The sequence below is a fragment of the Xanthomonas cucurbitae genome (genome assembly GCF_002939885.1).
Taxonomy (GTDB): domain Bacteria; phylum Pseudomonadota; class Gammaproteobacteria; order Xanthomonadales; family Xanthomonadaceae; genus Xanthomonas; species Xanthomonas cucurbitae.
This window is the reverse complement of the sequence record NZ_MDED01000019.1, coordinates 24,703-49,478: the sequence shown is the minus strand read 5'-3', so window position 1 is coordinate 49,478 and position 24,776 is coordinate 24,703. Positions and strand designations below refer to the sequence as shown.

Annotated in this window: 16 protein-coding genes, 1 pseudogene and 1 riboswitch; of the genes and pseudogenes, 7 read left to right on the top strand and 10 right to left on the bottom strand. The window is 64.9% G+C overall.

The genetic code is table 11. The features are described 5' to 3' along the window. Window positions 1-87: 87 nt before the first annotated feature. The 3 genes from hflD to XcuCFBP2542_RS11490 are packed head-to-tail and all read right to left on the bottom strand — an operon-like array spanning window position 88 to window position 2,293. Window positions 88-702 (bottom strand): high frequency lysogenization protein HflD, encoded by a 615-nt coding sequence (gene hflD, locus XcuCFBP2542_RS11500; protein ID WP_104603696.1) that lies wholly within the window; start codon window positions 700-702, stop codon window positions 88-90. Continuing rightward, entirely contained in the window at window positions 702-1,838 is a 1,137-nt protein-coding gene (gene mnmA, locus XcuCFBP2542_RS11495; RefSeq protein WP_104603695.1) for a tRNA 2-thiouridine(34) synthase MnmA, read from the bottom strand. The genes hflD and mnmA overlap by 1 nt, the downstream gene beginning before the upstream one ends. Beyond that, window positions 1,835-2,293: an NUDIX hydrolase gene (locus XcuCFBP2542_RS11490; RefSeq protein ID WP_104603694.1), complete on the bottom strand. Its 459-nt coding sequence runs from the start codon at window positions 2,291-2,293 to the stop codon at window positions 1,835-1,837. The genes mnmA and XcuCFBP2542_RS11490 overlap by 4 nt, the downstream gene beginning before the upstream one ends. A gap of 249 nt (window positions 2,294-2,542) precedes the next feature. On the opposite strand from XcuCFBP2542_RS11490, the gene clpS reads away from it, so the two are divergent. Both clpS and clpA read left to right on the top strand, forming a co-directional pair. Further along, window positions 2,543-2,863, top strand: coding sequence for an ATP-dependent Clp protease adapter ClpS (gene clpS, locus XcuCFBP2542_RS11485; protein WP_104603693.1), 321 nt, complete (start codon window positions 2,543-2,545; stop codon window positions 2,861-2,863). A 142-nt stretch (window positions 2,864-3,005) separates the two neighbouring features. Further along, window positions 3,006-5,288, top strand: a complete 2,283-nt coding sequence (gene clpA / locus XcuCFBP2542_RS11480) for an ATP-dependent Clp protease ATP-binding subunit ClpA (protein ID WP_104603692.1) — start codon at window positions 3,006-3,008, stop codon at window positions 5,286-5,288. A gap of 231 nt (window positions 5,289-5,519) precedes the next feature. Here clpA and infA read toward each other — a convergent pair whose 3' ends face one another. The 4 genes and pseudogenes from infA to trxB all read right to left on the bottom strand — a co-directional run bounded on the left by infA (window position 5,520) and on the right by trxB (window position 8,787). Next, window positions 5,520-5,738 carry a translation initiation factor IF-1 gene (gene infA / locus XcuCFBP2542_RS11475; RefSeq protein WP_002813418.1) on the bottom strand — a complete coding sequence of 73 codons (219 nt, stop codon included), beginning with the start codon at window positions 5,736-5,738 and terminating at the stop codon, window positions 5,520-5,522. Window positions 5,739-5,817: 79 nt separating this feature from the next. Then, the gene (gene aat / locus XcuCFBP2542_RS11470) at window positions 5,818-6,567 is read right to left on the bottom strand and encodes a leucyl/phenylalanyl-tRNA--protein transferase (protein WP_104603691.1); all 750 of its coding nucleotides are present in this window, start codon (window positions 6,565-6,567) and stop codon (window positions 5,818-5,820) included. Window positions 6,568-6,648: 81 nt separating this feature from the next. After that, window positions 6,649-7,761, bottom strand: a pseudogene (locus XcuCFBP2542_RS11465) (GNAT family N-acetyltransferase); the annotation flags it as partial. A 57-nt stretch (window positions 7,762-7,818) separates the two neighbouring features. Further along, complete coding sequence (gene trxB / locus XcuCFBP2542_RS11460) at window positions 7,819-8,787, bottom strand: thioredoxin-disulfide reductase (RefSeq protein ID WP_104603689.1); 969 nt, start codon at window positions 8,785-8,787, stop codon at window positions 7,819-7,821. A gap of 283 nt (window positions 8,788-9,070) precedes the next feature. Between trxB and XcuCFBP2542_RS11455 the strand changes: the two genes are divergently transcribed. From XcuCFBP2542_RS11455 to lolA, 3 genes are all read left to right on the top strand, one after another. Then, window positions 9,071-11,425 (top strand): DNA translocase FtsK, encoded by a 2,355-nt coding sequence (locus XcuCFBP2542_RS11455; protein ID WP_104603688.1) that lies wholly within the window; start codon window positions 9,071-9,073, stop codon window positions 11,423-11,425. Window positions 11,426-11,718: 293 nt separating this feature from the next. After that, window positions 11,719-13,650, top strand: coding sequence for a DUF3857 domain-containing transglutaminase family protein (locus XcuCFBP2542_RS11450; protein ID WP_104603687.1), 1,932 nt, complete (start codon window positions 11,719-11,721; stop codon window positions 13,648-13,650). A gap of 106 nt (window positions 13,651-13,756) precedes the next feature. Then, entirely contained in the window at window positions 13,757-14,386 is a 630-nt protein-coding gene (gene lolA, locus XcuCFBP2542_RS11445; RefSeq protein WP_104603686.1) for an outer membrane lipoprotein periplasmic chaperone LolA, read from the top strand. Between the two features lie 123 nt (window positions 14,387-14,509). Here the strand turns inward: lolA and xopZ are convergent, their stop codons facing one another. Beyond that, window positions 14,510-18,676, bottom strand: coding sequence for a XopZ family type III secretion system effector (gene xopZ / locus XcuCFBP2542_RS11440; protein ID WP_104603685.1), 4,167 nt, complete (start codon window positions 18,674-18,676; stop codon window positions 14,510-14,512). Window positions 18,677-18,913: 237 nt separating this feature from the next. Between xopZ and XcuCFBP2542_RS11435 the strand changes: the two genes are divergently transcribed. Both XcuCFBP2542_RS11435 and crcB read left to right on the top strand, forming a co-directional pair. Further along, window positions 18,914-20,287: a replication-associated recombination protein A gene (locus XcuCFBP2542_RS11435; protein ID WP_104603684.1), complete on the top strand. Its 1,374-nt coding sequence runs from the start codon at window positions 18,914-18,916 to the stop codon at window positions 20,285-20,287. Between the two features lie 2 nt (window positions 20,288-20,289). Continuing rightward, a riboswitch (Fluoride riboswitch) is annotated at window positions 20,290-20,358 on the top strand. A gap of 118 nt (window positions 20,359-20,476) precedes the next feature. Continuing rightward, window positions 20,477-20,878, top strand: coding sequence for a fluoride efflux transporter CrcB (gene crcB, locus XcuCFBP2542_RS11430; RefSeq protein WP_104603683.1), 402 nt, complete (start codon window positions 20,477-20,479; stop codon window positions 20,876-20,878). 140 nt (window positions 20,879-21,018) lie between these two features. On the opposite strand, the gene XcuCFBP2542_RS11425 is transcribed toward crcB, so the two are convergent. Continuing rightward, on the bottom strand, window positions 21,019-22,224 hold the full coding sequence (locus XcuCFBP2542_RS11425) for an acetyl-CoA C-acyltransferase (RefSeq protein WP_104603682.1): 1,206 nt from the start codon (window positions 22,222-22,224) through the stop codon (window positions 21,019-21,021). A gap of 156 nt (window positions 22,225-22,380) precedes the next feature. Next, window positions 22,381-24,753 carry a 3-hydroxyacyl-CoA dehydrogenase/enoyl-CoA hydratase family protein gene (locus XcuCFBP2542_RS11420; RefSeq protein ID WP_104603681.1) on the bottom strand — a complete coding sequence of 791 codons (2,373 nt, stop codon included), beginning with the start codon at window positions 24,751-24,753 and terminating at the stop codon, window positions 22,381-22,383. Window positions 24,754-24,776: the final 23 nt, after the last annotated feature.

Here is a 24,776-nt window from a genome sequence, read left to right as displayed (position 1 = left end):
GATCGCCAGATTGCCTCGCGCATCGCGCCGCCACTGGCGGACGCCAGCGCCCGTTGTGGGCGCTTTCATCCGGCATTTCGGCGCTGCTCAACGCAGTGCGCGATCCACCGCCTCGCTCATCGCGCGCTTGGCGAACAGAAAATCCCACAGGCTGCCGCCCATCTGCCGCCACAGCACCGCCGAGCGCACCGCCGCCAGCAACAGCGCGCGGATTTCCGCCACCACGCCGGCCTGGCCCAGGTAGTGCGGGTTGCCCTGCACCATGACCTTGGGGCGCAGGTGGCTGATGGTCTGCGCATACAGCCCGCCCAGCGCGCTCAACACCTCCGGATGCGCGCTGTCGTCCAGGCGCTGCGCCTGCTGCGCCGCCGCCGCGATCCCGCTGGAAACCGTGGCCACGGTGGCGGTGTCGCGCACGAAGCGGCGCTCCAGCTGCAGCACCGCCAGCGCCAGCCGTGGCAGCACATCGTCCTGGCCCTGGTTGCGAAAGTAGTTGTGCAGCAGGCGCAGGCCGGGCGCCAGGGCCGCCGTCGAGCCGTACACCGCCTCCGGCGAGGCCGCATCCACCCGGAACACGCTGTCGATGGCGGTGCGCACCGTGGCCGCCTCCGAATGCCCGGTTTCGGCGATCCGCCGCACCTGCTGCAGGGCCTGGGCAACGCCGGCCAGCGCCAGCACACGGTGATCCATGGAAACACTCATCAAGCCACACCCTCGGGGGAAGAAGAAGATCCTGCCAATTGACGCTCCAGCGGTGCATCGGTGGCGGCAATGACCGCGCCGCCGAGGCATTGCTCGCCGTCGTACAGCACCAGCGACTGCCCGGGCGTCACCGCCCGCTGCGGTCGCTCGAAGCGCACCTGCATGCTGCCATCGTCCTGCACGGCCACCGTGCACGGCTCGTCCGGCTGCCGGTAGCGCGTCTGCGCGGTGCAATTGAAGCGGCGCGCCGGCGGCGCACCGGCGACCCAGTGGGCCAGCTCGGACTGCAGCCAGCGCGACTGCAGCAGCGGACTGTCGCGGTCCTGGTCCACGTACAGCACGTTGCTGGCCACGTCCTTGCCCACCACGTACCACGGCGCGGCCGCGCGGCCGCGCACCCCACCGATGTTCAGGCCTTCGCGCTGGCCCAGGGTGAAATAGAACACGCCGGGGTGCTCGGCAATGCGCTGCCCCTGCGGGTCGCGGATCTCGCCGGTGCGGGCGGGCAGGTAGCGGCCCAGGAACTCGCGGAAGTCGCGTTCGCCGATGAAGCAGATCCCGGTGGAATCCTTCTTGGCATGGGTCGGCAGGCCCGCATCCTGGGCGATGCGGCGCAGCGTGCTTTTCTCCAGCTCGCCGACCGGGAACAGGGTGGCGGCCAGCTGGGTCTGCCCCAGCTGATGCAGGAAATAGCTCTGGTCCTTGCCCCGGTCGGCGCCGCGCAGCAGCTGCCAGCGCCCGCCACTGTGGGCAACCCGGGCGTAATGCCCGGTGGCGATGCGCTCGGCGCCCAGTGCCTGTGCGGCGTCCAGGAAGTGCTTGAACTTGACCTCGCGGTTGCACAGCACGTCCGGGTTCGGGGTGCGCCCGGCTGCGTATTCGGCCAGGAAGTGCTCGAACACGCCGCTCCAGTATTCGCCGGAAAAATCGCGAAAGTGGAAGGGGATGCCCAGCATCCCGCAGACCGCCACCGCGTCGCGGCGGTCGTCTTCGGCGCGGCAATCGCCGCTGCCGTCGTCGGCCCAGTTCTGCATGAACAGCCCGGCGATCGCCTCGCCCTGCTGCGCCAGTTGCCAGGCCGCCACCGACGAATCCACCCCGCCGGACACGCCCACCACGATGCGCGGCGTCCTCATGCGACGTGCCGCACCAGTGCCAACGGATGCCGCTGTCCGGCCAGGTAGTCGGCCACCACCTCCCACACCAGGGGGCTGCGCCAACGCTCGCTGGCGTCACGCAATTGGTCCGGCGTCATCCACAGTGCCCGCACCACGCCGGTATCCAGGCTGCGCTCGGGGTGGTGTGTCAGCGCATCGGCCACGAAGGCAAAGCGCAGGTAGCACTGGCCGGTCGGGGCCAGCCACTGGTAGCTGCCGATGAAATGGGTCGGCCGCACGTCCCAGCCGGTCTCTTCCAGGGTTTCGCGCACGGCGGCGTCGAGCAGGCTTTCATCCGGCTCCAGATGCCCGGCCGGCTGGTTCAGCAGCAGGCGGTCGCCGATGCGCTCTTCCACCTGCAGCAAGCGTCCGTCGCGCACCACCACGGTGGCCACGGTGACATCGGGGTGCCAGCGCGGCTGCGGGGCGCTCATCGCCGCCGCTCCTGGCGGGCGGACGGGTTGCCAGGCAAGCCGCCGGAGCCCAGCGCGCAAGAGTGGTCAATACGCCCACTGCGGGGGCCAGCCATGGCAGCGTTGCCCGCGTCGGTCGAGGGCGGCGGCGCCGGCGCAGCTGCGGTCAGGGAGTCGGTCATGGGGGCCAAGGGGGAAATTGGAGACAAATTGTGCGGGCCGCGGCGCAAATCGTCCAATGCGCGTGGCGTTGAACCGTATAATGGCCGGATGCCTCGCAAGACCTCACACGAACACGATCACGGCCTGACCGTTGAAGCCAGCAAGCCGGAGGTGGCGCCGCCGCCGCGTTACCAGGTGTTGCTGCTGAACGACGACTACACCCCGATGGACTTCGTGGTGACCGTCCTGCAGCAGTTTTTCAACCTGGACCTGGAAAGCGCCACCCAGGTCATGTTGCACGTCCACACCCGTGGGCGCGGCGTCTGCGGGGTCTACAGCCGCGAAGTCGCCGAGTCCAAGGTGGCGCAGGTCAACGAGTTTTCGCGGATGAACCAGCACCCGTTGCTGTGCACGATGGAACAGCGCTGAGACCGTTGCTGGATCATTCCAGCAGCGCAACAGTGTGACTGCAATCGCGTGCTAACGCTGTCTGAACATGCCTATTGGATAGGGTTGTGGAAAATCCCGACAAAAGCCGCATATTGTTGGCAACAGCCGTTCGGAGTGACCAATGTTCAGCAAAGACCTAGAGCAAACCATCGGCCAGTGCTACAAGCGAGCACGCGAGGCGCGTCATGAGTTCATGACCGTCGAGCATCTGCTGCTCTCGCTGCTGGACAATCCCTCCGCACAGGCCGTGCTCAAGGCCTGTGGGGCAGACCAGCTGCGCCTGCACAACGATCTGGAGCAGGCGATCGAGGCGGCGGTCTCGCGCCTGGCCGAAGACGACGGCCGCGATACCCAGCCGACGCTGGGCTTCCAGCGCGTGCTGCAGCGCGCCGTCTACCACGTGCAATCGTCCGGCAAGAAGGAAGTCACCGGCGCCAACGTACTGGTGGCCATCTTCGGCGAGAAGGACTCGCACGCGGTGTATTTCCTGAACCAGCAGGACATCACCCGGCTGGACATCGTCAACTATCTGTCCCACGGCATCGCCAAGCTGGGCGAAGACAGCGAGCAGCCCTCCGCGTCCGAGGGCGAGCCCAAGAGCGAGGGCGGGGAAGGCGAGGGCAAGGGCGACGCGCTGGCCGAGTACGCCACCAATCTCAACGAGCAGGCGCGCAACGGCAAGATCGACCCGCTGGTGGGCCGTGCCGATGAAATCGAGCGCACCATCCAGGTGCTGTGCCGCCGCCGCAAGAACAACCCGCTGTACGTGGGCGAGGCGGGCGTGGGCAAGACCGCGATCGCCGAGGGACTGGCCAAGCGCATCGTCGATAACGACGTGCCGGACGTGCTGGCCGATGCGGTGATCTTCTCGCTGGACCTGGGCGCGCTGGTAGCGGGCACCAAGTATCGCGGCGACTTCGAAAAGCGCCTGAAGGGCGTGCTGACCGCGCTGAAGAAGGTGCCCAATGCGGTGCTGTTCATCGACGAGATCCACACCATCATCGGGGCCGGCTCGGCGTCGGGCGGCACCATGGATGCCTCCAACCTCATCAAGCCGGCGCTGGCCTCGGGCGAGCTGCGTTGCATCGGCTCCACCACTTTCCAGGAATACCGCGGCATCTTCGAAAAGGACCGTGCCCTGGCGCGTCGCTTCCAGAAGATCGACATCGTCGAGCCCACCGTGGGCGAGACCTTCGAGATCCTGCAGGGCCTCAAGCCCAAGTACGAGGCGCACCATGGGGTGACCTACGCCGACGATGCGCTGCAGGCGGCAGTTGACTTGTCGGTCAAGCACATCGGCGACCGGCTGCTGCCGGACAAGGCGATCGATGTGATCGATGAGGCCGGTGCGCGCCAGCGCCTGTTGCCGGCAGGCAAGCGCAAGGAACTGATCGACATCGAGGAAATCGAGACCATCGTCGCCAAGATGGCGCGGATTCCGGCCAAGCAGGTCAGCGCGACCGACAAGGACGTGCTGCAGCATCTGGAGCGCAACCTCAAGATGGTGATCTTCGGGCAGAATCCGGCGATCGAGACACTGGCCGGCTCCATCAAGCTGGCACGCTCCGGCCTGGCCAACCCGGAAAAGCCGATCGGCAACTTCCTGTTTGCCGGCCCCACCGGTGTGGGCAAGACCGAGGTCACCAAGCAGCTGGCGCTGCAGCTCGGCATCGAGCTGGTGCGCTTCGACATGTCCGAGTACATGGAAGCGCATTCGATCAGCCGCCTGATCGGCGCGCCTCCGGGTTACGTCGGTTTCGACCAGGGCGGCCTGCTGACCGAGAAGATCGTCAAGACACCGCACTGCGTGCTGTTGCTGGACGAGGTGGAGAAGGCGCACCCGGACATCTTCAACATCCTGTTGCAGGTCATGGACCGCGGCATCCTCACCGATACCAACGGGCGCGAGGCCAACTTCAAGAACGTGATCCTGGTGATGACCACCAATGCCGGTGCCACCCAGGCATCGCGGCGGTCGATCGGCTTTACCAAGCAGGATCATTCCACCGATGCGATGGAGTCGATCCGCCGCGGGTTCACGCCGGAGTTCCGCAACCGTCTGGATGCCATCGTGCAGTTTCAGCCACTGGGGTTCGACCACATCCTGCGCGTGGTGGACAAGTTCATCATCGAGCTGGAAATGCTGTTGCAGGAAAAGCATGTCTCGCTGTCGGCCACCCCAACCGCGCGCGACTGGCTTGCCCAGCATGGCTTCGACCCGCTGATGGGCGCACGCCCGATGTCGCGCGTGATCCAGGAGAAGATCAAGCGCCCGCTGGCCGACGAGCTGCTATTCGGCAAGCTGGTGGAAGGTGGTCGCGTCAACATCGACGTCAAGGAAGGCGAGCTGCTAGTGGAGGCGCATCCGGAACCGGAGCGCTTGCTGCCTGCCACGGTCGACTGATCGCAAGTTCTGGTCAACGAAAAGCCGCTCCTCTGAGCGGCTTTTTTGTGCCTGCCTGACGCAGAGGTCTGCGGCTAGGGTCTGGAGGCGGACCTATCGCATTGCGTCTGGCTGTTTGTGCGGCGTCATGGCTGTTGTGACGACAAATGCCACCGCAAGGCAGTACGCTGCAAATTCCAGGCACGACAAAAAGCGGCCATGGGCCGCCTCGCGTCTCAGCACCAAAGCCGCTTACTTCATGCGGTAGGTGATACGGCCCTTGGTGAGGTCGTATGGCGTCATCTCGACCTTGACCCGGTCACCGGTCAGGATGCGGATGTAGTTCTTGCGCATGCGGCCGGAGATGTGGGCGATGATCTCGTGCCCGTTTTCCAGCTTGACCCGGAAGGTGGTGTTGGGAAGCGTCTCGCTGACGCTGCCTTCGAATTCAATGGAGTCGTCTTTCGACATGTAATCCTGTGCAATCACGGCTGGCCCGGCAGGGCCGTAAGGGACGGCATTTTACGCCCCATCTCCCGGTGGTGCAAATTTATGTTAAGCGAGCTTCATGCAGCTCACGCGCCAGCCGCTCGCCATAGCGCGCGGACCAACTGCCTGCCGGCTCCGGTTGCGCCACCTGCCGCTGCACGGAATGCAAAAAGTCTGCACGCGGCAGGCGTTCGGCTCCCAGGCTCAGCAGGTGGGGGTTTTCCACCTGCGCATCGAGCAGCGGCCATCCACGGGCGTGCAGGTCCGCAGCCAGGGCGGCCAGGGCCACCTTGGAGCCGCCACTGCGCGCACTGAACATGCTTTCGCCGAAGAACATTCGGCCGATCGCCACCCCGTAGATGCCGCCCACCAGGTGTGTCCCGTCGAATACTTCCAGCGAATGCGCATGGCCGAGGTGGTGCAGCTCGATGTAGGCCTGCTGCATGGGGCGCGTGATCCAGGTGCCGTCCTGGCCTGCGCGCGGAATCGCCGCGCAGGCTGCAATGACCTGCTCGAACGCGGTATCGGCGCGCACGGTCCAGGTGCTGGTGCGCAGCTGGCGCCTGAAGCGAGAGGAGAGGCGTACGCTCTCGGTCCAGAACACCATGCGCGGATTTGGGCTCCACCACAACAGCGGCTGGCCATCGGAGAACCAGGGGAATACGCCATGCGCATAGGCATTGAGCAACCGCGGCACCGACAGGTCGCCACCGATCGCCAGCAGGCCATCTGGCTCGCGCAATGCCTGCTCGGCAGGCGGAAACGGCGCGGCGGGATCGGCGGAAAGCAGGAAGGGAAGAGCGCGCGACATCTGACGAGTTTAGAGCCTTGCCCGTCCCTCACACGGGTGCATCGGCGCATTGTGCGCTGGAGTCGGCGCACCGGTGCAGTCGCGGAACGGGCTGTGCTCGGCCAGTTCGAGGGCCTGTTGGGCAACCGCCACGCGCTCGTCCGCGCACCATTGCGCCAGCGGCGCACGAAAGCTGGGGTCGGCGATCCAGTGGCGGCTGCGTACCAGGGTGGGCAGGAAGCCGCGCGCGATCTTGTGCTGGCCCTGGGCACCGGGCTCGAAGCGGGCCAGGCCTTCGCGCAGGCAGTATTCCAGGCCCTGGTAGTAGCAGGTTTCGAAGTGCAGGCCGGGCAGGGTGTCGCCGCCCCAGTAACGGCCGTATAAGGTGTCGTGGCCACGCAGGCAGAGCGCGCCGGCGATCGGGCGGCCGTCGAGGTCGGCCAGGAACATCACCAGCTGGCGCGGCATGGCCGTTGCCAGATGCTGCAAGAACTGCGGCGTGAGTGCGGGCGAATTGCCGTACTCGTTGAAGGTCTTGAGATAGAAGCCATACATCGCCGCCAGGTCGTCCTGGCTGGCCTCGTCGCCATGCACCACGCGCATGCGGATACCGGCGCGCTGCACCTTGGCCCGTTCCTGGCGGATGTTCTTGCGCCGCTTGTGGTCCATGGCGCCAAGGAACGCCTCGAAGTTGGTCCAGCCGGCGCGGTTGTGCCAGTGGTATTGCAGGTCGTTGCGTTCCAGCCAGTCGGTATCGAAGGCGGTGTCTTCGTCCACCGGGTGGAAATTCACATGCGCCGACGACAGGCCGCTGCGCTCCACCAGCTCGCGCATGGCCGCCAGCAGGTGCGGCCGCCACGTTGGGGCGCCCAGCAGGCGTGGGCCGGTCACCGGCGAGTAGGGCACCCCGCACAGCCACTTGGGGAAATACTCCTGCCCGTAGCGCGCGTACGCATGCGCCCAGGCATGGTCGAACACGAATTCGCCGTGCGAGTTGTGTTTCAGATATCCCGGCGCGGCGGCGACCAGGCTGTCGCCTTCCCACAGGGTCAGATGCAGCGGGTTCCAGCCCCAGTCCGGACGCAGGCAGCCTTCCTGCTCCAGTCCCTGCAGAAACGCATAGCCGATGAAGGGATGCGTGCCATCGTGCAGCGCATCCCAGGCGCCAGCCGGCAATTCGTCCAGCCGACGGCACCAGCGCGCGGTAACGCTCATCCGCGCTGCCTGCTGGGCAGGCCGGTCGCAGGGCGCGACCGGCGGTTGGCAATCACCTCAGACGCCCTTGTCGAGATAACGCTCGGCATCCAGCGCCGCCATGCAGCCGAAGCCAGCCGAGGTGATCGCCTGGCGGTAGTGCTGGTCGGCCACGTCGCCGGCGGCGAATACGCCGGCCACCGAGGTTTCGGTCGCCGCGCCGTTCAGGCCGGAGCGAATCTCCAGGTAGCCGTTGTTCATCGCCAGCTGGCCGTCGAACAACTGGGTGTTGGGGTGGTGGCCAATGGCGACGAAGAAGCCGTGCGCAGCGATGTCGCGGGTGCTGCCGTCGAGGGTGGACTTGACCCGCACGCCGGTCACGCCGGCATCGTTGCCCAGCACTTCGTCCACTGCGTGGTGCCAGACGGTTTCGATCTTGCCGGCGGCCACCTTGGCGAACAGCTTGTCCTGCATGATCTTTTCCGCGCGCAAAGTGTCGCGGCGGTGCACCAGGTAGACCTTGCGGGCAATGTTGGACAGGTAGAGTGCTTCTTCGACCGCGGTGTTGCCGCCGCCGACCACCACCACGTCCTGGTCCTTGTAGAAGAACCCGTCGCAGGTGGCGCAGGCGGACACGCCGCGGCCCTTGAAGGCTTCCTCGGTGGGAATGCCCAGGTACTTGGCGGTGGCGCCGGTGGCGATGATGAGCGCGTCGCAGGTGTACTCGGCACTATCGCCGATCAGCCGGAACGGGCGCTGCGACAGGTCGGCGGTGTGGATGTGGTCGAAGATCACCTCGGTGTCGAAGCGCTCGGCGTGCGCCTGCATGCGGTTCATCAGGTCCGGGCCCATCAGGCCGTGGGGGTCGCCGGGCCAGTTGTCCACCTCGGTGGTGGTCATCAGCTGGCCGCCCTGCTGCAGCCCGGTGATGACCACCGGCTTGAGGTTGGCGCGGGCGGCGTAGACCGCGGCGGTCCAGCCGGCCGGGCCGGAGCCCAGGATCAGCAGGCGGGAATGCTTGGCGGGGCTGGCAGAAGAGGCGCTCATGTATACTCGCGATCTAGGAAATGGCAGGGCTGGCGCGCAGATTCGCGCTCCCGTGGCGGCATAGAGTGGCGGTCCACACCCGGTGAATCAAGGCGGCGCGATGGAACTGCTTGAACCGCAGATGGCATGGCCCACCCACGTTGCAGGTCCGACGCCGCCTTGTGCGGCGTTTTTCGTTGACGGCTGCATGCCGTGGCAGCCGGCGGTCGCCTGACTGCTGTCACTGCGGCCGCAGTCGTTTATTATCAACCACTAACAGCATTTTTCTAAGGTCTGGCTACAGGTGGCAAAGCAGGTTCCCGAACGCAGCAAGCCCGCAGAAGGCAAGACGTCGTCGCGCAAGACGGCGGCCGCCGACACTCCGCGCCGACAGAAGCTCTGGCGCGATCTGGCATTGATCGCGGTGGCGCCGCTGCTGCTGTACCTGCTGGCCAGCCTGTTCACCTATTCGGCCACCGATCCCGGCTGGTCGCGCACCGGCAACCTGGTCGCGCCGATTCACAACATGGGCGGCCGGTTTGGTGCCATGGCGGCGGACGTGTTGCTGTATTTGCTCGGTTACGTGGCCTTTCTGTTGCCAGTGATCTTGGGAGCGGTGGCCTGGATTGCCCTGATCGGCGAGCGCGAGGAGCAGAGTCAGAGCGACCTTGGACCCTCGCTGCGGTTGGTTGGGATGGTCGGCTTCCTGATCTCTTCGACCGGCTTCCTGCATCTGCGTCTTTATCATGGAGAAGTCGCCGAGGCTGGCGGTATTCTTGGGGAGCAAGTGAGCGGCTCGCTCAGCGCCGGCTTCGGCGCGCTGGGCGCCAACCTGTTCGTGGTGGTGCTGCTGCTGGTGTCGATCACCCTGGCCACTGGCTTGTCGTGGTTCGCGGTGATGGAGCGCATCGGCAAGTGGGTGCTGGCGCTGGGGCCGCTGATGCAGCGCAAGACCCACCAGGCCAGCGAGTGGCAGCAGACCCGGGTGATGCGCGAGGAGCGCGAGGAAGTGCGCAAGGTCGATGCGGTCAAGCAGGCCAAGCGCGAGCCGGTCAAGATCGAGCCGCCGCCGGCACCGGTGGTGGAAAAGAGCGAACGCGCCAAGCGCGATACGCAGATCCCGATGTTCCAGGGCGTGAGTACCGATGGCTCGGACCTGCCGCCGCTGGCGTTGCTGGACGACCCCAAGCCGCAGGCCAAGGGCTATTCGGAAGAAACGCTGGAAACACTGTCGCGGCAGATCGAGTTCAAGCTCAAGGATTTCCGCATCGAGGCGCAGGTGGTTGGCGCCTATCCGGGGCCGGTCATCACACGCTTCGAGATCGAGCCGGCGCCGGGCATCAAGGTCAGCCAGATCAGCTCGCTGGACAAGGACATCGCGCGCGGGCTGTCGGTGAAGTCGGTGCGCGTGGTGGACGTGATTCCGGGCAAGTCGGTGATCGGGCTGGAGATCCCCAATGTCACCCGCGAGATGATCTTCCTGTCCGAGCTGCTGCGCTCCAAGGAATACGACAAGTCGGCCAGCCCGTTGACGCTGGCGCTGGGCAAGGACATCGCCGGCCGCCCGACCGTGGCCGACCTGGCGCGCATGCCACATCTGCTGGTGGCCGGTACCACCGGCTCGGGCAAGTCGGTGGCGGTCAATGCGATGGTGCTGAGCCTGTTGTTCAAGGCCTCGCACAAGGAGCTGCGCATGCTGATGATCGACCCGAAGATGCTCGAACTGAGCGTCTACCAAGGCATCCCGCATCTGCTGGCACCGGTGGTCACCGACATGAAGGAGGCCGCCAACGGTCTGCGTTGGTGCGTGGCCGAAATGGAACGCCGCTACAAGCTGATGAGCGCGGTGGGCGTGCGCAACCTGGCCGGTTTCAACAAGAAGATCAAGGACGCCATCGACGCCGGCCAGCCGATGATGGACCCGTTGTTCAAGCCGAACCCGGAGCTGGGCGAAGCACCGCGGCCGCTGGAGACGCTGCCGTTCATCGTGATCTTCATCGACGAATTCGCCGACATGATGATGATCGTCGGCAAGAAGGTCGAAGAGCTCATCGCTCGTCTGGCGCAGAAGGCGCGTGCGGCCGGCATCCACCTGATCCTGGCCACGCAGCGGCCGTCGGTGGATGTCATCACCGGCCTCATCAAGGCCAATATTCCAACCCGCGTGGCGTTCCAGGTCAGTTCCAAGATCGACTCGCGCACCATCCTGGACCAGTCCGGCGCCGAGGCGTTGTTGGGTAACGGCGACATGCTGTATCTGCCGCCGGGCACCGCACTGCCGGACCGCGTGCACGGCGCCTTCGTCAGCGACGAGGAAGTGCATCGGGTGGTCGAGCACCTCAAGGCCAGCGGGCCGGTGTCCTATGTCGAAGGCGTGCTGGACGAAGTGCAGACCATGGGCGATGGCACCGTGGTCGGTGCCACCGGCCTGCCGGAAAGCAGTGGCGGTGGTGGCGACGAGTCGGACCCGTTGTATGACGAGGCGCTGCGCATCGTCACCGAGACCCGGCGCGCCTCCATCTCCGGCGTGCAGCGGCGCTTGAAGATCGGCTACAACCGCGCCGCGCGCCTGATCGAGGCGATGGAAGCGGCCGGCGTGGTCAGCCCGCCCGAGCACAACGGCGACCGCAGCGTGCTGGCACCGCCGCCCCCGAAGTAAGCGCGGCGGCCATCACCGCCGTGCAGGGCGCCGGGTGCGGGGATTTGCGGGTTTCTGGTGACCACGCGCCGCCCTTGGATTCGGTAGCGTTGAACGTACCGAAGCATCGCATCGCGTTGTCCGGCGACAGGCGACAGGCGCAGCCAGCGTCGGATCCAGCTCACCTTGCTGGAGTGTCGGCAGGAGGGCATGCGCAGTGATGCGGCAGAGTGGGAAGCCCATGTCTGTCATTGCCGGGCACAACGGCTACCCTGTGCGCCAAGCGCCACTTTGGCCTGTCGTGATCGAGACCCATGCTGCATCGTCCCTTGTTGTTGCTCGTGCTGTTGTTCTCCGCGCCGCTGCTGGCCCAGCCACAGCCCCGACAGCAGGCGGCGCCTGTCCCGGGGGCGGCACGCACCCAGGCCGACACCAACTTCAGCTTCGTGCGCTATCGCGCCGACTACGAAGTACGCGCCGATGCCAGTAGCGTGGAGACCGACGAATACGAGATTCTGCTCAAGACCAAGTCGGCGGTGGAGCAGTTCAGCCAGGTGCGCCTGAGTTACAGCGAGAAGATGGAAACGCTCGAGGTGCTTCAGGCCTATACCGTCACCGCCGAAGGCCTGCGCCAGGAGGTGGCCAGCGACAAGATCTACACCCAGGAAAGCTATTCCAGCGCCTCGGCGGCGATATATGCCGACCGCAAGGTCAAGGTGGTGGTGTTCCCGAACCTGGCGCCCGGCGCACGTATCGTCTACCGGGTGCGGCGGGCGCAGAATACCCCCTATTTCCCCGGCTATTTCAGCCTGTGGGAGACCTTCAGCGTGTTTGCGCAATACGACGATGCGGTGGTGACCCTGGTGGCGCCGAAATCGTTGCCGATGCATCTGTCGGTGCGTGGGCTACAGGGCGGGACCAAGCCGGTGGTGCGTGGCGATCAGGCGCGCTGGGAGTGGCGTTACCAGCGCACCGTGCCGATGAAGAACCAGAACTGGAGCGCGGCAACCTGGGAGTTCAGCCCCACCTTGATGGCCAGCACCTTCGACAGCTGGTCGCAGATGGGCCTGGCCTATCACGTCAAGGGCGCGCGCGCGGCGGCGGTGACGCCGGCAATCCAGGCGCTGGCCGACCAGGTCACCAAGGGCATCGACGCCCCGCGTGCGCAGGCCGCGGCCTTGTACGCATGGGTGGCGCGCAATATCCGCTACGTGGCGGTGTACCTGGGCAATGGCGGGCTGGAGCCCAACAGTGCCGACAGCATCCTGGCCAACCACTATGGCGACTGCAAGGACCACACGGTGATCCTGGAAGCGTTGCTGGCGGCCAAGGGCATCGCCAGTACGCCGGTCCTGATCGGTGCGGAGGGCGGGTCGACATTGCCGGCGATCCCGGTGCTGGGGCGTTTCAATCACGCCATCACCTATCTGCCGGCCTTCGATCTCTACGTCGATTCCACCAACCCGTATGCGCGCTTCGGCCAGCTGCCGGCCGGCGACCTGGGCGCACCGGTGGTGCATACGCGCGACGGCAAGCTCACCCACACGCCGCCGAACGACCGCAAGGTCAATCGCTATGTTGCGCGGACCGACTATCGCTTCACCCCGCAGGGTGGCCTGCAGGGGCTGACCACGCTGGATAGCGGGCAAACCGGTGAGGTGGGGTTGCGCGCGATGTTCGTGCAGCTCAATGCGCAGAACCGCAACCGCATCGAGGAATCGATCATTGCCCAGTCCGGCTTCGTCGGCATCGGCGATCTGCTGATCCAGGGCGATCCACTGGATCTGGAGACGCCGTTCAATTATCGCTACACCTTCCAGGCCAGCGACGCGGTGGATTTTTCCGTGGTCGGTGGCATGACCCTGCCGGAGATGCCTGGCGCCGAATCCACCCGTGACATCTACACGACCACCTCGGCCGAAGACAATCTGACGCCGTTCTATTGCAACGACAGCGTGCGCGAGGAAACCTACGTGGTGACCTTGCCCGACACCGTGCCCATCATTGCCATCCCGCGCAGCAGCCGGTTCCGCAACAAGGCAGGCGACTACGCGGTGGAATGGACGCGGCAGGGGCAGACCGTCACCGCCGTGCACCGGTTGCAACGCGCTGCCGTGCGTGGGCCGCAGGCCTTGTGCCAGCCACAGGATTACCGCGCGTTTCGCGAGCTCTACCAGCAGGTGCGCCGGGGCTTTCGCGGCCAGATCGTCTACGGCGATCTGAGCAAGGTGCAGACGGCGCAGTGAGCGCGCAGCGCGGGCACGCGCCTCACATGAACGCATCCGCGCGATAGCGCTCGCCCATTCATCTGTGAAGCTTCAGAATTGACGCAGTTCCTTCTGGAAGACCGCGATGCATCGCCAGCTCCGTTATGCCGTCCTTGCCACCGCCCTGTTCGCCGGTACCGCCTTTGCCGGTGCGCGACAGGAGCTGGAGACGTTCACGCGTGGCCTGAAGGGCTTGGACGGGCAGTTCAGCCAGCAGGTCAGCGATGCCAACGGTCGGGTCAAGGAACGCTCCAGCGGGCGGGTGGCGTTGTCGGCGCCACGCCAGTTTCGCTGGGAATATGCCAAGCCCTACAAGCAGTTGATCGTGGCCGATGGCAAGAAGGTCTGGGTGTTCGACCCCGACCTGGAGCAGGTGACCGTGCGTGCACAGGGCAGCGAAGAGCAGAACAGCCCGCTGGTCGCCCTGATCGACCCGGCGCGCCTGGACAAGCAGTACGACGTCAGCGAAGAAGCGGCGCCGCGCGACGGCCTGCAGTGGCTGTCGCTGACGCCCAAGGTCGACACCGAGGCGAGCTTCCAGATGGCCTCGCTGGGGTTCGGTAAGGACGGCCTGGCGAAGATGGAAGTGGTGGACGCGGTGGGGCAGCACACCGCCATCAGTTTCAGCGGCTGGAAGCGCAATCCTGCATTTGCTGCAGACACCTTCCGGTACACGCCGGCCAAGGGCGTGGACGTGGTGGGCGACGCGCATTAGATGCGTCTGCGGACGCACGGCATAAATGCATGGTGCAGCTCGGCTGTGCCTGCCGGGGTGGGGGGCGCAGCGTTCGCCGTGACGTGACGGAAACCCCGCCATTCGGGGGTGACGCCGGCAGCGCTACGGGACTGGCTCGTACGGGATCCATTGACCAACCGTACGACTCGCCTCGGCCGCTTGGTTAACCTGGCGTTTGATGAAGAAGTCGATGCCACGCTCGCGCTGGCGTTTTCCCTTTTCGCGCAGAATGAGAATGGTCGGTTCCCAGATGCCTGGGTGGCTGATCAGATCATCGAAGGCGCGATCAGCCTCCATCGCTTGAGCTTCGCAGCCGGCGCCCCGTAATAGCTGGGCCTGCGCGCGCAATGCGTCCAGGCGCGGCGCAGCATCGGCCTGTAATACCCAGTCTACGACCAGCGAAGCGAACTTGTTGTCTTGCATGTGGATGCGGACCCGTTCGACGAAGTCCTCTAACTGGCGCTCGGCCACCATGTAGAGCCGCTGGTCATCGACCTTGCCTTGCAGTTTGGAGATTCCGTAGTGGGTCCATAACTGCCAGTTGCGTTTCACCTCGCGTTTGAATGACGTGAAGTTGAAGAATTCTAAGCCACGATCTGTGCGCACAGGATCGATTTCGTTATTGAACATCCACAAGGTGGAGAACGTATTGCTGCCACCCGAACGCAGCTCTCTGCTATAGCCGAAATCGAGCGTAGCCATGGACAGCCGCGCCACTGGTGTGGACGGCACATTGCCAGTGCTCGGGTGCGTCCACTGCTGAGCAACGAGACTTGCCGTTCCGCGCCCTGCGATTTCTACCCTGGATTGTGCGCTTGAATCCTTCAGCACCATCGTCATGTAGCCTTCGATCGGCGTCTGCGAACGGGAGGTTTCCCGCCGTGCCTTTAGCCCGAGCGAAGCCCCCAGGGTGGCGCGACGCGGTTGGCCATCCATTTTTCCCACGCGCACGCCCGCAGCGATGGTGACGCTGGATTCGGTGGCCGAAGAGTTGCGCTCGGCATGGCCGATCAAGCCAACGGTGATGCTGGGATGGTGCGCCAGTAGCTCCGCCAGAAAATCCTGCCTGGTCAACTGGCCTGTATCGCCGCCGGCTTGTTCTGCGAGCTCCAGCAGATGTTCGAACATGGCGAGGAATTGCGCGCGCTGCTCCAGCTCCTGACCCTTGCCCCGTCGTGGTACCCGGATCTGCACGCCATGTTCGATGCCCGATTCATTTTTGATGCGCCAATCGGCTGCTCCCGTAATACCCACCGGTGCGCGTTCGGTGCCCGGCAGCAGCACGCCCGCGCTAATGCCCGTACTGGCGTTGAACTGCCGCGCCTTCTGTCGTCCGATCTGCAGCGACAGCCCGGTCCGTCCCATGTAAATCTCCACCGAGCGATCGGAACTGATCTGACAGCCTGCGGATAATTTCAGTCCCAGGCCGCTGGGGATGATCGCAAGCGCGGCCGACAGCGGCGTCGTATTGAGTCCTATCACTCGTTGCTCGGTGAGACGCAGCTTGTCGCGCCATTCCAGCCGTTCCATCAGGTTGCGCAGGCATTCGAACAGCGCGCGTGGCGACCTGACGCGGGACGTGTCGCCCTCATGAAGAAAACGACTGGCATTACCAACGGCCTGATGAAAGTGGTTGCGCGCGACCGACGCCAGTTCTTCATCCAGGGGCGCTGCACCGATCGGCATGTCGGTCGGCTGTACGGCGTGGTGGAGCAAGCCGCGTTGGATCAGCCGCAGCGTTTCAGGCAGACGCATGCGGCCGGTACGTAATGCAACCCAGGCGGACGCGATCGCCGGATGGCACTCCGCCGGTTGCCGATCGTTGGTTTCGCTCACGGAGGCAGCCGCCGAGCGCTGAAGATCCTGAGCGCGCCGTTCAATCTTGGCCAGTACCTTGGCAGTGAAGGTCAGTTCGGTCGCATTCTGCTCGTGTGGGAGCCAGTGCGCGTACTCCGAAAGCGCTTGCATCGCCAGCTCTTCCTGCGACGGCATTCGCCCGCACGCCATTTGGATCTGGCGGCGCGCGACGAGCCAGCTGGTAAGGTGGCCGGCCGCCTCGCGAAAAGCGTCGTTGGCCCGCCGCACAGCTGTCGGAAGCGCTTCGGAGGCGCCGACCTTCATTCCCAGCTCGAGTGCGTTGAAGGGATTGAGGGCGCGATTGCCCCGCCTTCCGCTGTCTGTTACCGCCCATTGCGCAAACATCTGCAGGCATGCGTTAACGCGGGCATAGGGTGAACCTGCCCGAGTGGTTTCGTAGCCGTTGCGGAACGCATGAAATGCGCCGCGCTGGGCATCCGTTGCAGACTGCAGGCCCTGCAGCGGCGAGGCGCCATGCAGGGCATGGCGCGCTCCCATTTGCGCATCGCCCAGCCAGGTGCGTTCAGTCTGTTCTGCGTCTGGCATCAGTGCAAGCCGATGGCTGGCACGCAGATGGACCTGCGCCGCCTCCAAACACTCCCTGGAGGGGGGCGTGGGTTCTTCGTGCAGCATGTGCGAAAGAACCTGCATGCCGCGCGGAACGCCGGCCAACAGGCCGACGCAGGCGGTGACGGTATCCATCGGCGGGACCACCTCGGTAGCGATGGAGACCTCTGGTGGCGGAATCAGCTCACGCAACTGCACGACGCCCAAGCGTTGCAGCACGTTGACCGCTACCGTGGCATCGCCCTCGCTGGCGATCGATAAGGCCTGCAGGGCGATGTGCAACGCGTCGACCGGCTGCAAGGCGTCGGTCCCGAACGCAGCGCTGCGGCCTTGCAGGCCGCCAGCCCAGGTGCGTAGCGCCTGTCGACTCACGGGGGTGATCGTTTCCTTGCGAAAGCCGGGTAGGACGTGGAGCAATGCCTCCATGGTGTCGGCGACGAGATCGGCAGCTTTGGGCCGAACCTCATCAACCGGCGGCTGCGCGGCTGCATGTTCCACCATACGCCGCATTTCGCCGTTCGCTGCTTCCAGCACGCTGATCGTTTGCTCCTGCTGCCACAACTCCTTTGTGTTGATCCGCGACGAATGCTGCGCCTGCTTCAGTTTTGCGTCGACCTGGGCGAGGTGCTCCTGTAGGCGCCGCGCATTCCGCTGGCAGCGCTCGGCATGCGTGCGTTGCAGGGTCAGCATGTTCTCGTTGCGCCCCAGTCGTGTGCGCAGTACCTCCAATTCTCGGTTTCGCTCTGCAGCAAGGTGCGACGCAAGCGTGCCAGACACCGGCTCATTGGCCGCGCTGCTTGCTTGATATGACTGCAACGCATCGCGCGCTTGTGCATACGCGCTCCGTAACTGATCGATCTCCGCATTAGTAACCGCAAGTGCTTGTTCTGCTTGTTCTGCCTGTGCGAGGCCGCGGCCGAAAAAAACCGCTTTGGCCAGTGCATCGCCGCGCGCGCGCGCATCCTTCAGTGCGTTTTCGAGCCGAGTGCGGACGCGCTGCAGCTGTGAGGAATCTACGCTCTGATGCGCGTTGGCCAAGGATGGCGCCGCGCGCGCTGCGACAGCGCGCGACTGCTGATCGTCTGGTAGTGCGTTCAATGCGGCGCGCGCGGAGAGAATTTCCGACTCGAGATCTTGTACCGTCGCCGATACTGCATCAGTTTGCACTTTGCATCCATGCAGCCGTTGCAGCAGTTCGGCGCGTGCGCGCGTCAGTACGCTGATGCTGTCGTTAAGATTGGCGGCGCGTCGGGCTCTCAAGGCCAACTGCGCATGTGCGGCTTGTAGCGTTTGTTCATGCGCGTACTTCAATTCGTCTTGGCGACGCCGGGAGATCCGTGCGGCCAAATCGCGGTTGGATTGCTCCAGGCGGGATATCAGCGCCTCATTGAGATCCTTGGCGGCATTTGAAAGCAACGGGGCTGCTTGCGGATCAACGGTGGCATTGGTGCTGCGTTCCGATGGATCGGCTGGTCTGTTCCTCTCGCACTGCACCGAGGAATAGCGCAGCAGGGCCGTATGTGGTTCTGGCGCACCACTACTGAGGCCCAATAGCTCTGCGGCCTTCCTGAAGGGCCGCAGAAGAGCGTGTTTGCGCTTGGGAGCGGCTTTCAACCCGCAGTCGAAGACAGTTGCCTGCTTCGCTTGCTCAAGTAGCGTTGCGGACCAACCCAGCGGATCTTCCTGTGCCTGGATCAGTTCCGCCTCGAACGCGCATGGATCGGGGGTAGCCAATTTGTTGTGCGTCTGCCGCTTCGCTGAAGGTTTGGATGGATGCGAGATGGTTTCGGCCATCCCTGGAAGGCAAGCGGCGATGGCAGAGGGACGAAGCGGAATGCGGGGCATGGTGGAATCCGTATGCTGAACATGCCGCTTGCGCTGGCGTAGCTCGCCGCCGATGGGGGGGCAGCCAAGCTGTTGCATGCGGTCATTTGTTACTGATTAAGAGTATTGCGCTGCGCGTTCGAGGCATCGTAGCTGCGCGAAGTGGTCGATTGGAAAGAGAACATCAGCGTTTCCGCCAGGCATGGTCGAAAACTGCGTTGTGGAACGTCCACTTGACGAAGGCGATATAGTGAAGGAGTGAGCAAACACAAACGCCCCCACTCGATCACGCCCGTTCTGCCATATCCCGGCCTCAACGCGATGGCGCCGTTAGCAGAGCGCATGCGCCCGCGCACGCTGGACGAGATGGTGGGGCAAAAACGCCTGTTGACACCCGACAGTGCGCTGCGTCGCGCGGTGGAATCCGGTCGCGTGCATTCGATGATCCTGTGGGGTCCGCCCGGGTGCGGCAAGACCACGCTCGCTTTGCTGCTGGCGCACTACGCGGATGCCGAATTCAAGGCGATTTCCGCAGTGTTGTCGGGGCTGCCCGATGTGCGCCAGGTGCTGGCCGAGGCCGCGCAGCGGTTCGCCAGCGGCCGGCGCACGGTATTGTTCGTCGATGAGGTGCATCGCTTCAACAAGGCGCAGCAGGATGCCTTCCTGCCGCATATCGAGCGCGGCACCATCCTGTTCGTCGGCGCGACCACCGAGAACCCTTCGTTCGAATTGAACTCCGCGTTGCTGTCGCGCTGCCGCGTGCACGTGCTGGAATCGGTGTGGCCGCAGGAGATCGTCGAAGCATTGCAGCGCGCCTTGCACGATCCGCAGCGCGGATTGGGGCAGGAGCGCATCCAGGTCTCGGACGCGTCCTTGCTGGAGATTGCCAGCGCCGCCGACGGCGATGTGCGCCGCGCCTTGACGCTGCTGGAGATTGCCGCCGAGCTTGCCGCAGGCGAGGGTGGCGAGATCACGCCGCAAACGCTGTTGCAGGTACTGGCCGACCGCACCCGCCGTTTCGACAAGAACGGCGAGCAGTTTTACGACCAGATCTCGGCTTTGCACAAATCGGTGCGCAGCTCCAACCCGGATGCGGCACTGTACTGGCTCACGCGCATGCTCGACGGCGGCTGCGACCCGGCCTATCTGGCGCGGCGGCTGACTCGCATGGCGATCGAGGATATCGGCCTGGCCGATCCGCGCGCGCAGAGCATGGCGCTGGAAGCCTGGGACATCTACGAGCGTCTGGGTAGTCCGGAAGGCGAGCTGGCTTTTGCGCAATTGGTGCTGTACCTGGCCAGCACGGCCAAGTCCAATGCCGGCTATGCCGCCTTCAACCAGGCCAAGGCCGACATGCGCGCCACCGGTACCCAGGAAGTTCCTCTGCACTTGCGCAACGCGCCGACCAAGCTGATGAAGACGCTCGGCTATGGGCAGGACTATCAATACGACCATGACGCCGAAGGCGGCATCGCGCTGGACCAGACCGGCTTTCCGGACGCAATGGGCGAGCAGGTCTACTACCACCCGGTGCCGCGCGGGCTGGAGATCAAGCTCAAGGAAAAGCTCGACCGCCTGCGCGCGGCGCGTGCACAAGCGCGAGCTGACAAGGCCGGCAAGCCCCCGGCATAATCACTGCTGCAGGAGATGGCATTCCTCCTTGAACCGCACGCGTTCTGCGCGCTGATGATGCCTGCCCACCCTCGCCGGGGCGGCAGGTCCGTGCCCGGCATCGTTTTTTGACTGAGGATTGATGATGCCGCTCACGCACGCGACTTCTTCTTCGATGACACTGCCGGCCAACGAGTGCGGGGGGGGCTTATGAATGCCCCGGTGTGGTGGCAGCAATTGTTGCTGGCGATGACCGGCGGTGCGCTCGGCTCCGGTTTGCGCTTTGCGATCGGCGCATCGCTGCTGCAGCGCTTCGGCGCCGGGTTTCCGTGGGGAACCTTGACCGTGAACCTGGCCGGCTCGTTCGTCGCTGGCGTGCTGCTGGTATGGCTGGAGGCGCGCGGCCCGTCGAGCTGGCCGCTGCGGGCGCTGCTGATCGTCGGCGTGATCGGCGGGCTGACCACGTTCTCGTCGTTGATGATGGAATGCCTGGTCTTTGCGCGCAGCGATCGCACCACGATGATCGGCGTCTATCTGGCGGTGACGCTGGTGGCCGGGCTGGCCTTGGTGTTTGCTGGTGCGCGCGTCGGGCAATGGCTGGTTGCGCGCTAAGCTGCGGCCTGTGGTGTCGTTGCAACGGTAGCGCGAGGCGGGCTGTTCGTCAGCGCACTGCAGAACGAGCGAAGGCGTGCTCGTGCACGCCTTCGTCGATTACCTGATCGGGTAAGACGGCTGATCTGACACGGCGTGGCTTACAGCGCCTCGATGATGCCCGCCGCGCCCATGCCGGTACCGATGCACATGGTGACCATGCCGTACTTCTGCTGGCGGCGGCGCAGGCCGTGCACCAGGGTGGCGGCACGGATCGCGCCGGTGGCGCCCAGCGGGTGGCCCAGTGCAATCGCGCCGCCCAGCGGATTGACCTTGGACGGATCCAGCTCGCTATCGCGGATCACCGCCAACGCCTGTGCGGCGAAAGCTTCGTTGAGCTCGATCCAGTCGAGCTGGTCCTTGGTCAGCCCGGCCTGCTTGAGCGCCTTGGGAATCGCGGCGATCGGGCCGATACCCATCACTTCCGGGCGCACACCCGCGACCGAGAAGCTGACGAAGCGCGCAAGCGGGGTGAGGCCGTAATCCTTGATCGCCTGCTCGGAGGCCAGCAGCACGGCACCGGCGCCATCGCTCATCTGCGAGGAGTTGCCGGCGGTGACGCTGCCGCCGAACTGCCCGTTGCGGAACACCGGGCGCAGCTTGGCCAGGCCTTCCAGCGAGCTGTCCGGGCGCGGGCCTTCGTCGGTATCGACCAGGCGCTGGCGCAGGGCGATGACATTGCCGGCCAGGTCAGGCTGGTGCGAATGGATCTCATATGGGGTGATCTCGTCGCGGAACTCGCCGGCGGCGATCGCGGCGATGGCCTTCTGGTGCGAGGCCAGCGCAAACGCATCCTGGTCCTCGCGCGAGACCTTCCACTCTTCGGCCACCTTCTCGGCGGTGATGCCCATGCCATAGGCAATGGCCACGTGGTCGTCGGCGAAGACGCTCGGTGACATCGCGACCTTGTTGCCCATCATCGGCACCATCGACATCGACTCGGTACCGCCGGCCAGCATCAGGTCGGCATTGCCCAGGCGGATCTGGTCGGCCGCCATCGCGATGGCCTGGATGCCGGACGAACAGAACCGGTTGATGGTCTGACCGGCCACGGTATTGGGCAGGCCGGCCAGCAGCACGCCGATACGCGCCACGTTCATCCCTTGCTCGCCCTCGGGCATGGCGCAACCTATGATGGCGTCGTCAATGCGCGACAGATCGATCCCCGGCGCCTGCGCCACCACTGCACGCAGCACGTGCGCCAGCATATCGTCGGGACGGGTATTGCGGAACACGCCCTTGGGCGCCTTGCCGACCGGGGTACGGGTGGCGGCGACGATGTAGGCTTCTTGAATCTGCTTGCTCATTTGGCTATCTCCGATAGCCGGGAATCGAGAATCGGGAATCGGGAATCGCAAGTGCGGATTCGCCTGAGTTCGCCATCTTCATTACCCGGCAGATAATTGGGAGAAGCGGGGAGTCGGTTGGGGGTTTACCCATTCCCGATTCCCCACTCCCGATTCTCAGTTCCTCAACGGCTTGCCGGTCTTCAACATGTGCCCAATCCGCGCCTGGGTTTTTTCCTGCTGGGCCAGTTCGACGAAGTGTTTGCGCTCCAGCTTGAGTAGCCATTCTTCGTCCACCAGCGCGCCGCGATCGACTTCGCCGCCGCAGACCACCGTGGCGATGCGGGTGGCGATCTCGTAGTCGTATTCGCTGATGAAGCGGCCTTCCAGCATGTTGACCAGCAACATCTTGAAGGTGGCGATACCCACATCGCCGGCCACCTGGATGCGGCGTGCCGGCAGCGGGGCGCGGTAGCCACCTTCAGCAAGCGCACGCGCTTCGGCCTTGGCGATGTGCAGTGCCTCATAGCTGTTGAAGACGATCTTGTCGGTGGCGCGCAGCAGGCCCAGCTCCTGCGCATTGACCGCTGAGTTGGAGACCTTGGCCATTGCCACGGTTTCGAAGGTCTTCTTCAGCTCGGCGAACACATCGCCGCCTGGACCCGCCGCCACCGAGGCGCGCACCGCAAGCTCTTTCAGGCCGCCACCGGCCGGCAGCAGGCCGACGCCGGCTTCCACCAGGCCGATATAGCTCTCCAGTGAGGCCACGGTCTTGGCACTGTGCATCTGGAATTCGCAACCGCCGCCCAGTGCCAAGCCGCGCACCGCCGAAATCACCGGCACCTGCGAATACTTGATGCGTTGGCTGGTGGCCTGGAAATTGGCGACCAGGGCTTCGAACGCGTCCACCTTGCCGGCCTGCAGCAGGCCCAGCGCGCCAGCCAGATCGGCACCGGCGGAGAAGGGTTCCTTCTGCTGCCAGATCACCAGGCCGGCAAAATCCTTCTCCGCGCGGCCCACCACTTCCTGAAGGCCATTGAGCACGTGGTCGGAGACGGTGTTCATCTTGGTCTTGAAGCTGACCACGGCGACATCGTCGCCGTCGTGCCACATGCGCACGCCGTCGTTTTCGAACACGGTCTCGCCCGGCGAGAACTTCTCGCCCAGCAGCGGGTCCGGGAAACGCTGGCGCTTGTACACCGGCAACGCGGAGCGCGGTAGCTTGGCGTCGCGTGCCGGACTGTACGAGCCTTCCGCGCCATGCACGCCATCGCGACCATCGAATACCCAGTTCGGCAACGGCGCGCTGCTCATGCTCTTGCCGTTGGAGATATCTTCGGCAATCCACTGCGCCACCTGCTTCCAGCCGGCGGCCTGCCAGGTTTCGAACGGGCCGAGCGACCAGCCGTAGCCCCAGCGGATGGCCAGGTCCACATCGCGCGCGGTTTCGGCGATATCGGCCAGGTGATAGGCGCTGTAGTGGAACAGGTCGCGGAAGGTGGCCCACAGGAACTGCGTCTGCGGGTGCTGGCTTTCACGCAGCTTGGCGAACTTTTCGGCCGGGTTCTTGATCTTGAGGATCTCGACCACTTCCGGTGCGGCGCTACGATCGGCAGCCCTGTAGTCCTGTTTCTCCAGGTCCAGCACCACGATGTCCTTGCCGACCTTGCGGAAGATACCGGCGCCAACCTTCTGGCCCAGCGCACCCTTGGCGATCAGCGCGTCCAGCCACTTCGGTGAGGTGAAGTATTGGTGCCACGGATCGTCCGGCAGGGTGTCGCCCATGGTCTTGATGACGTGCGCCATGGTGTCCAGGCCAACCACGTCCGAGGTGCGGTAGGTCGCCGACTTCGGGCGGCCGACCAAGGGGCCGGTCAGGCCATCCACTTCGTCGAAGCCCAGGCCGAATTCCTGCGTGTGGTGGATGGTGGACAGGATCGAGAACACGCCGATGCGGTTGCCGATGAAGTTCGGGGTGTCCTTCGCATACACCACGCCCTTGCCCAGGGTAGTGACCAGGAACGCTTCCAGCCCTTCCAGCACGGCCTTGTCGGTGCCCTTGGCCGGGATCAGCTCGGCCAGGTGCATGTAGCGCGGCGGGTTGAAGAAGTGGACGCCGCAGAAACGGTGGCGCAGCTGCTCGGGCAGCACGTCGGACAGCTTGTTGATGCCCAAGCCGGAAGTGTTGGAGGCCAGCACCGCCTGCTCGGAGACAAACGGCGCGATCTTCTTGTACAAGTCCTGCTTCCAGTCCATCCGCTCGGCGATCGCTTCGATGATGAGATCGCAGTCGCGCAACTGCTCCAGGCCGCTCTCATAATTGGCCGGGGTGATCGCTTCGGCCAACGCCTTGCTGGCGAGCGGGGCAGGGCTGAGCTTGCCGAGGTTGGCAATGGCCTTGAGCACGATGCCGTCGGCCGGACCATCCTTGGCGGGCAGGTCGAACAGCACGGTATCGACACCGGCATTGGTGAGGTGGGCGGCGATCTGCGCGCCCATGACGCCGGCACCGAGCACGGCGGCGCGACGAACTAGCAACGGATTGGACATGGCAATAGCCTCTTGGTGGAACG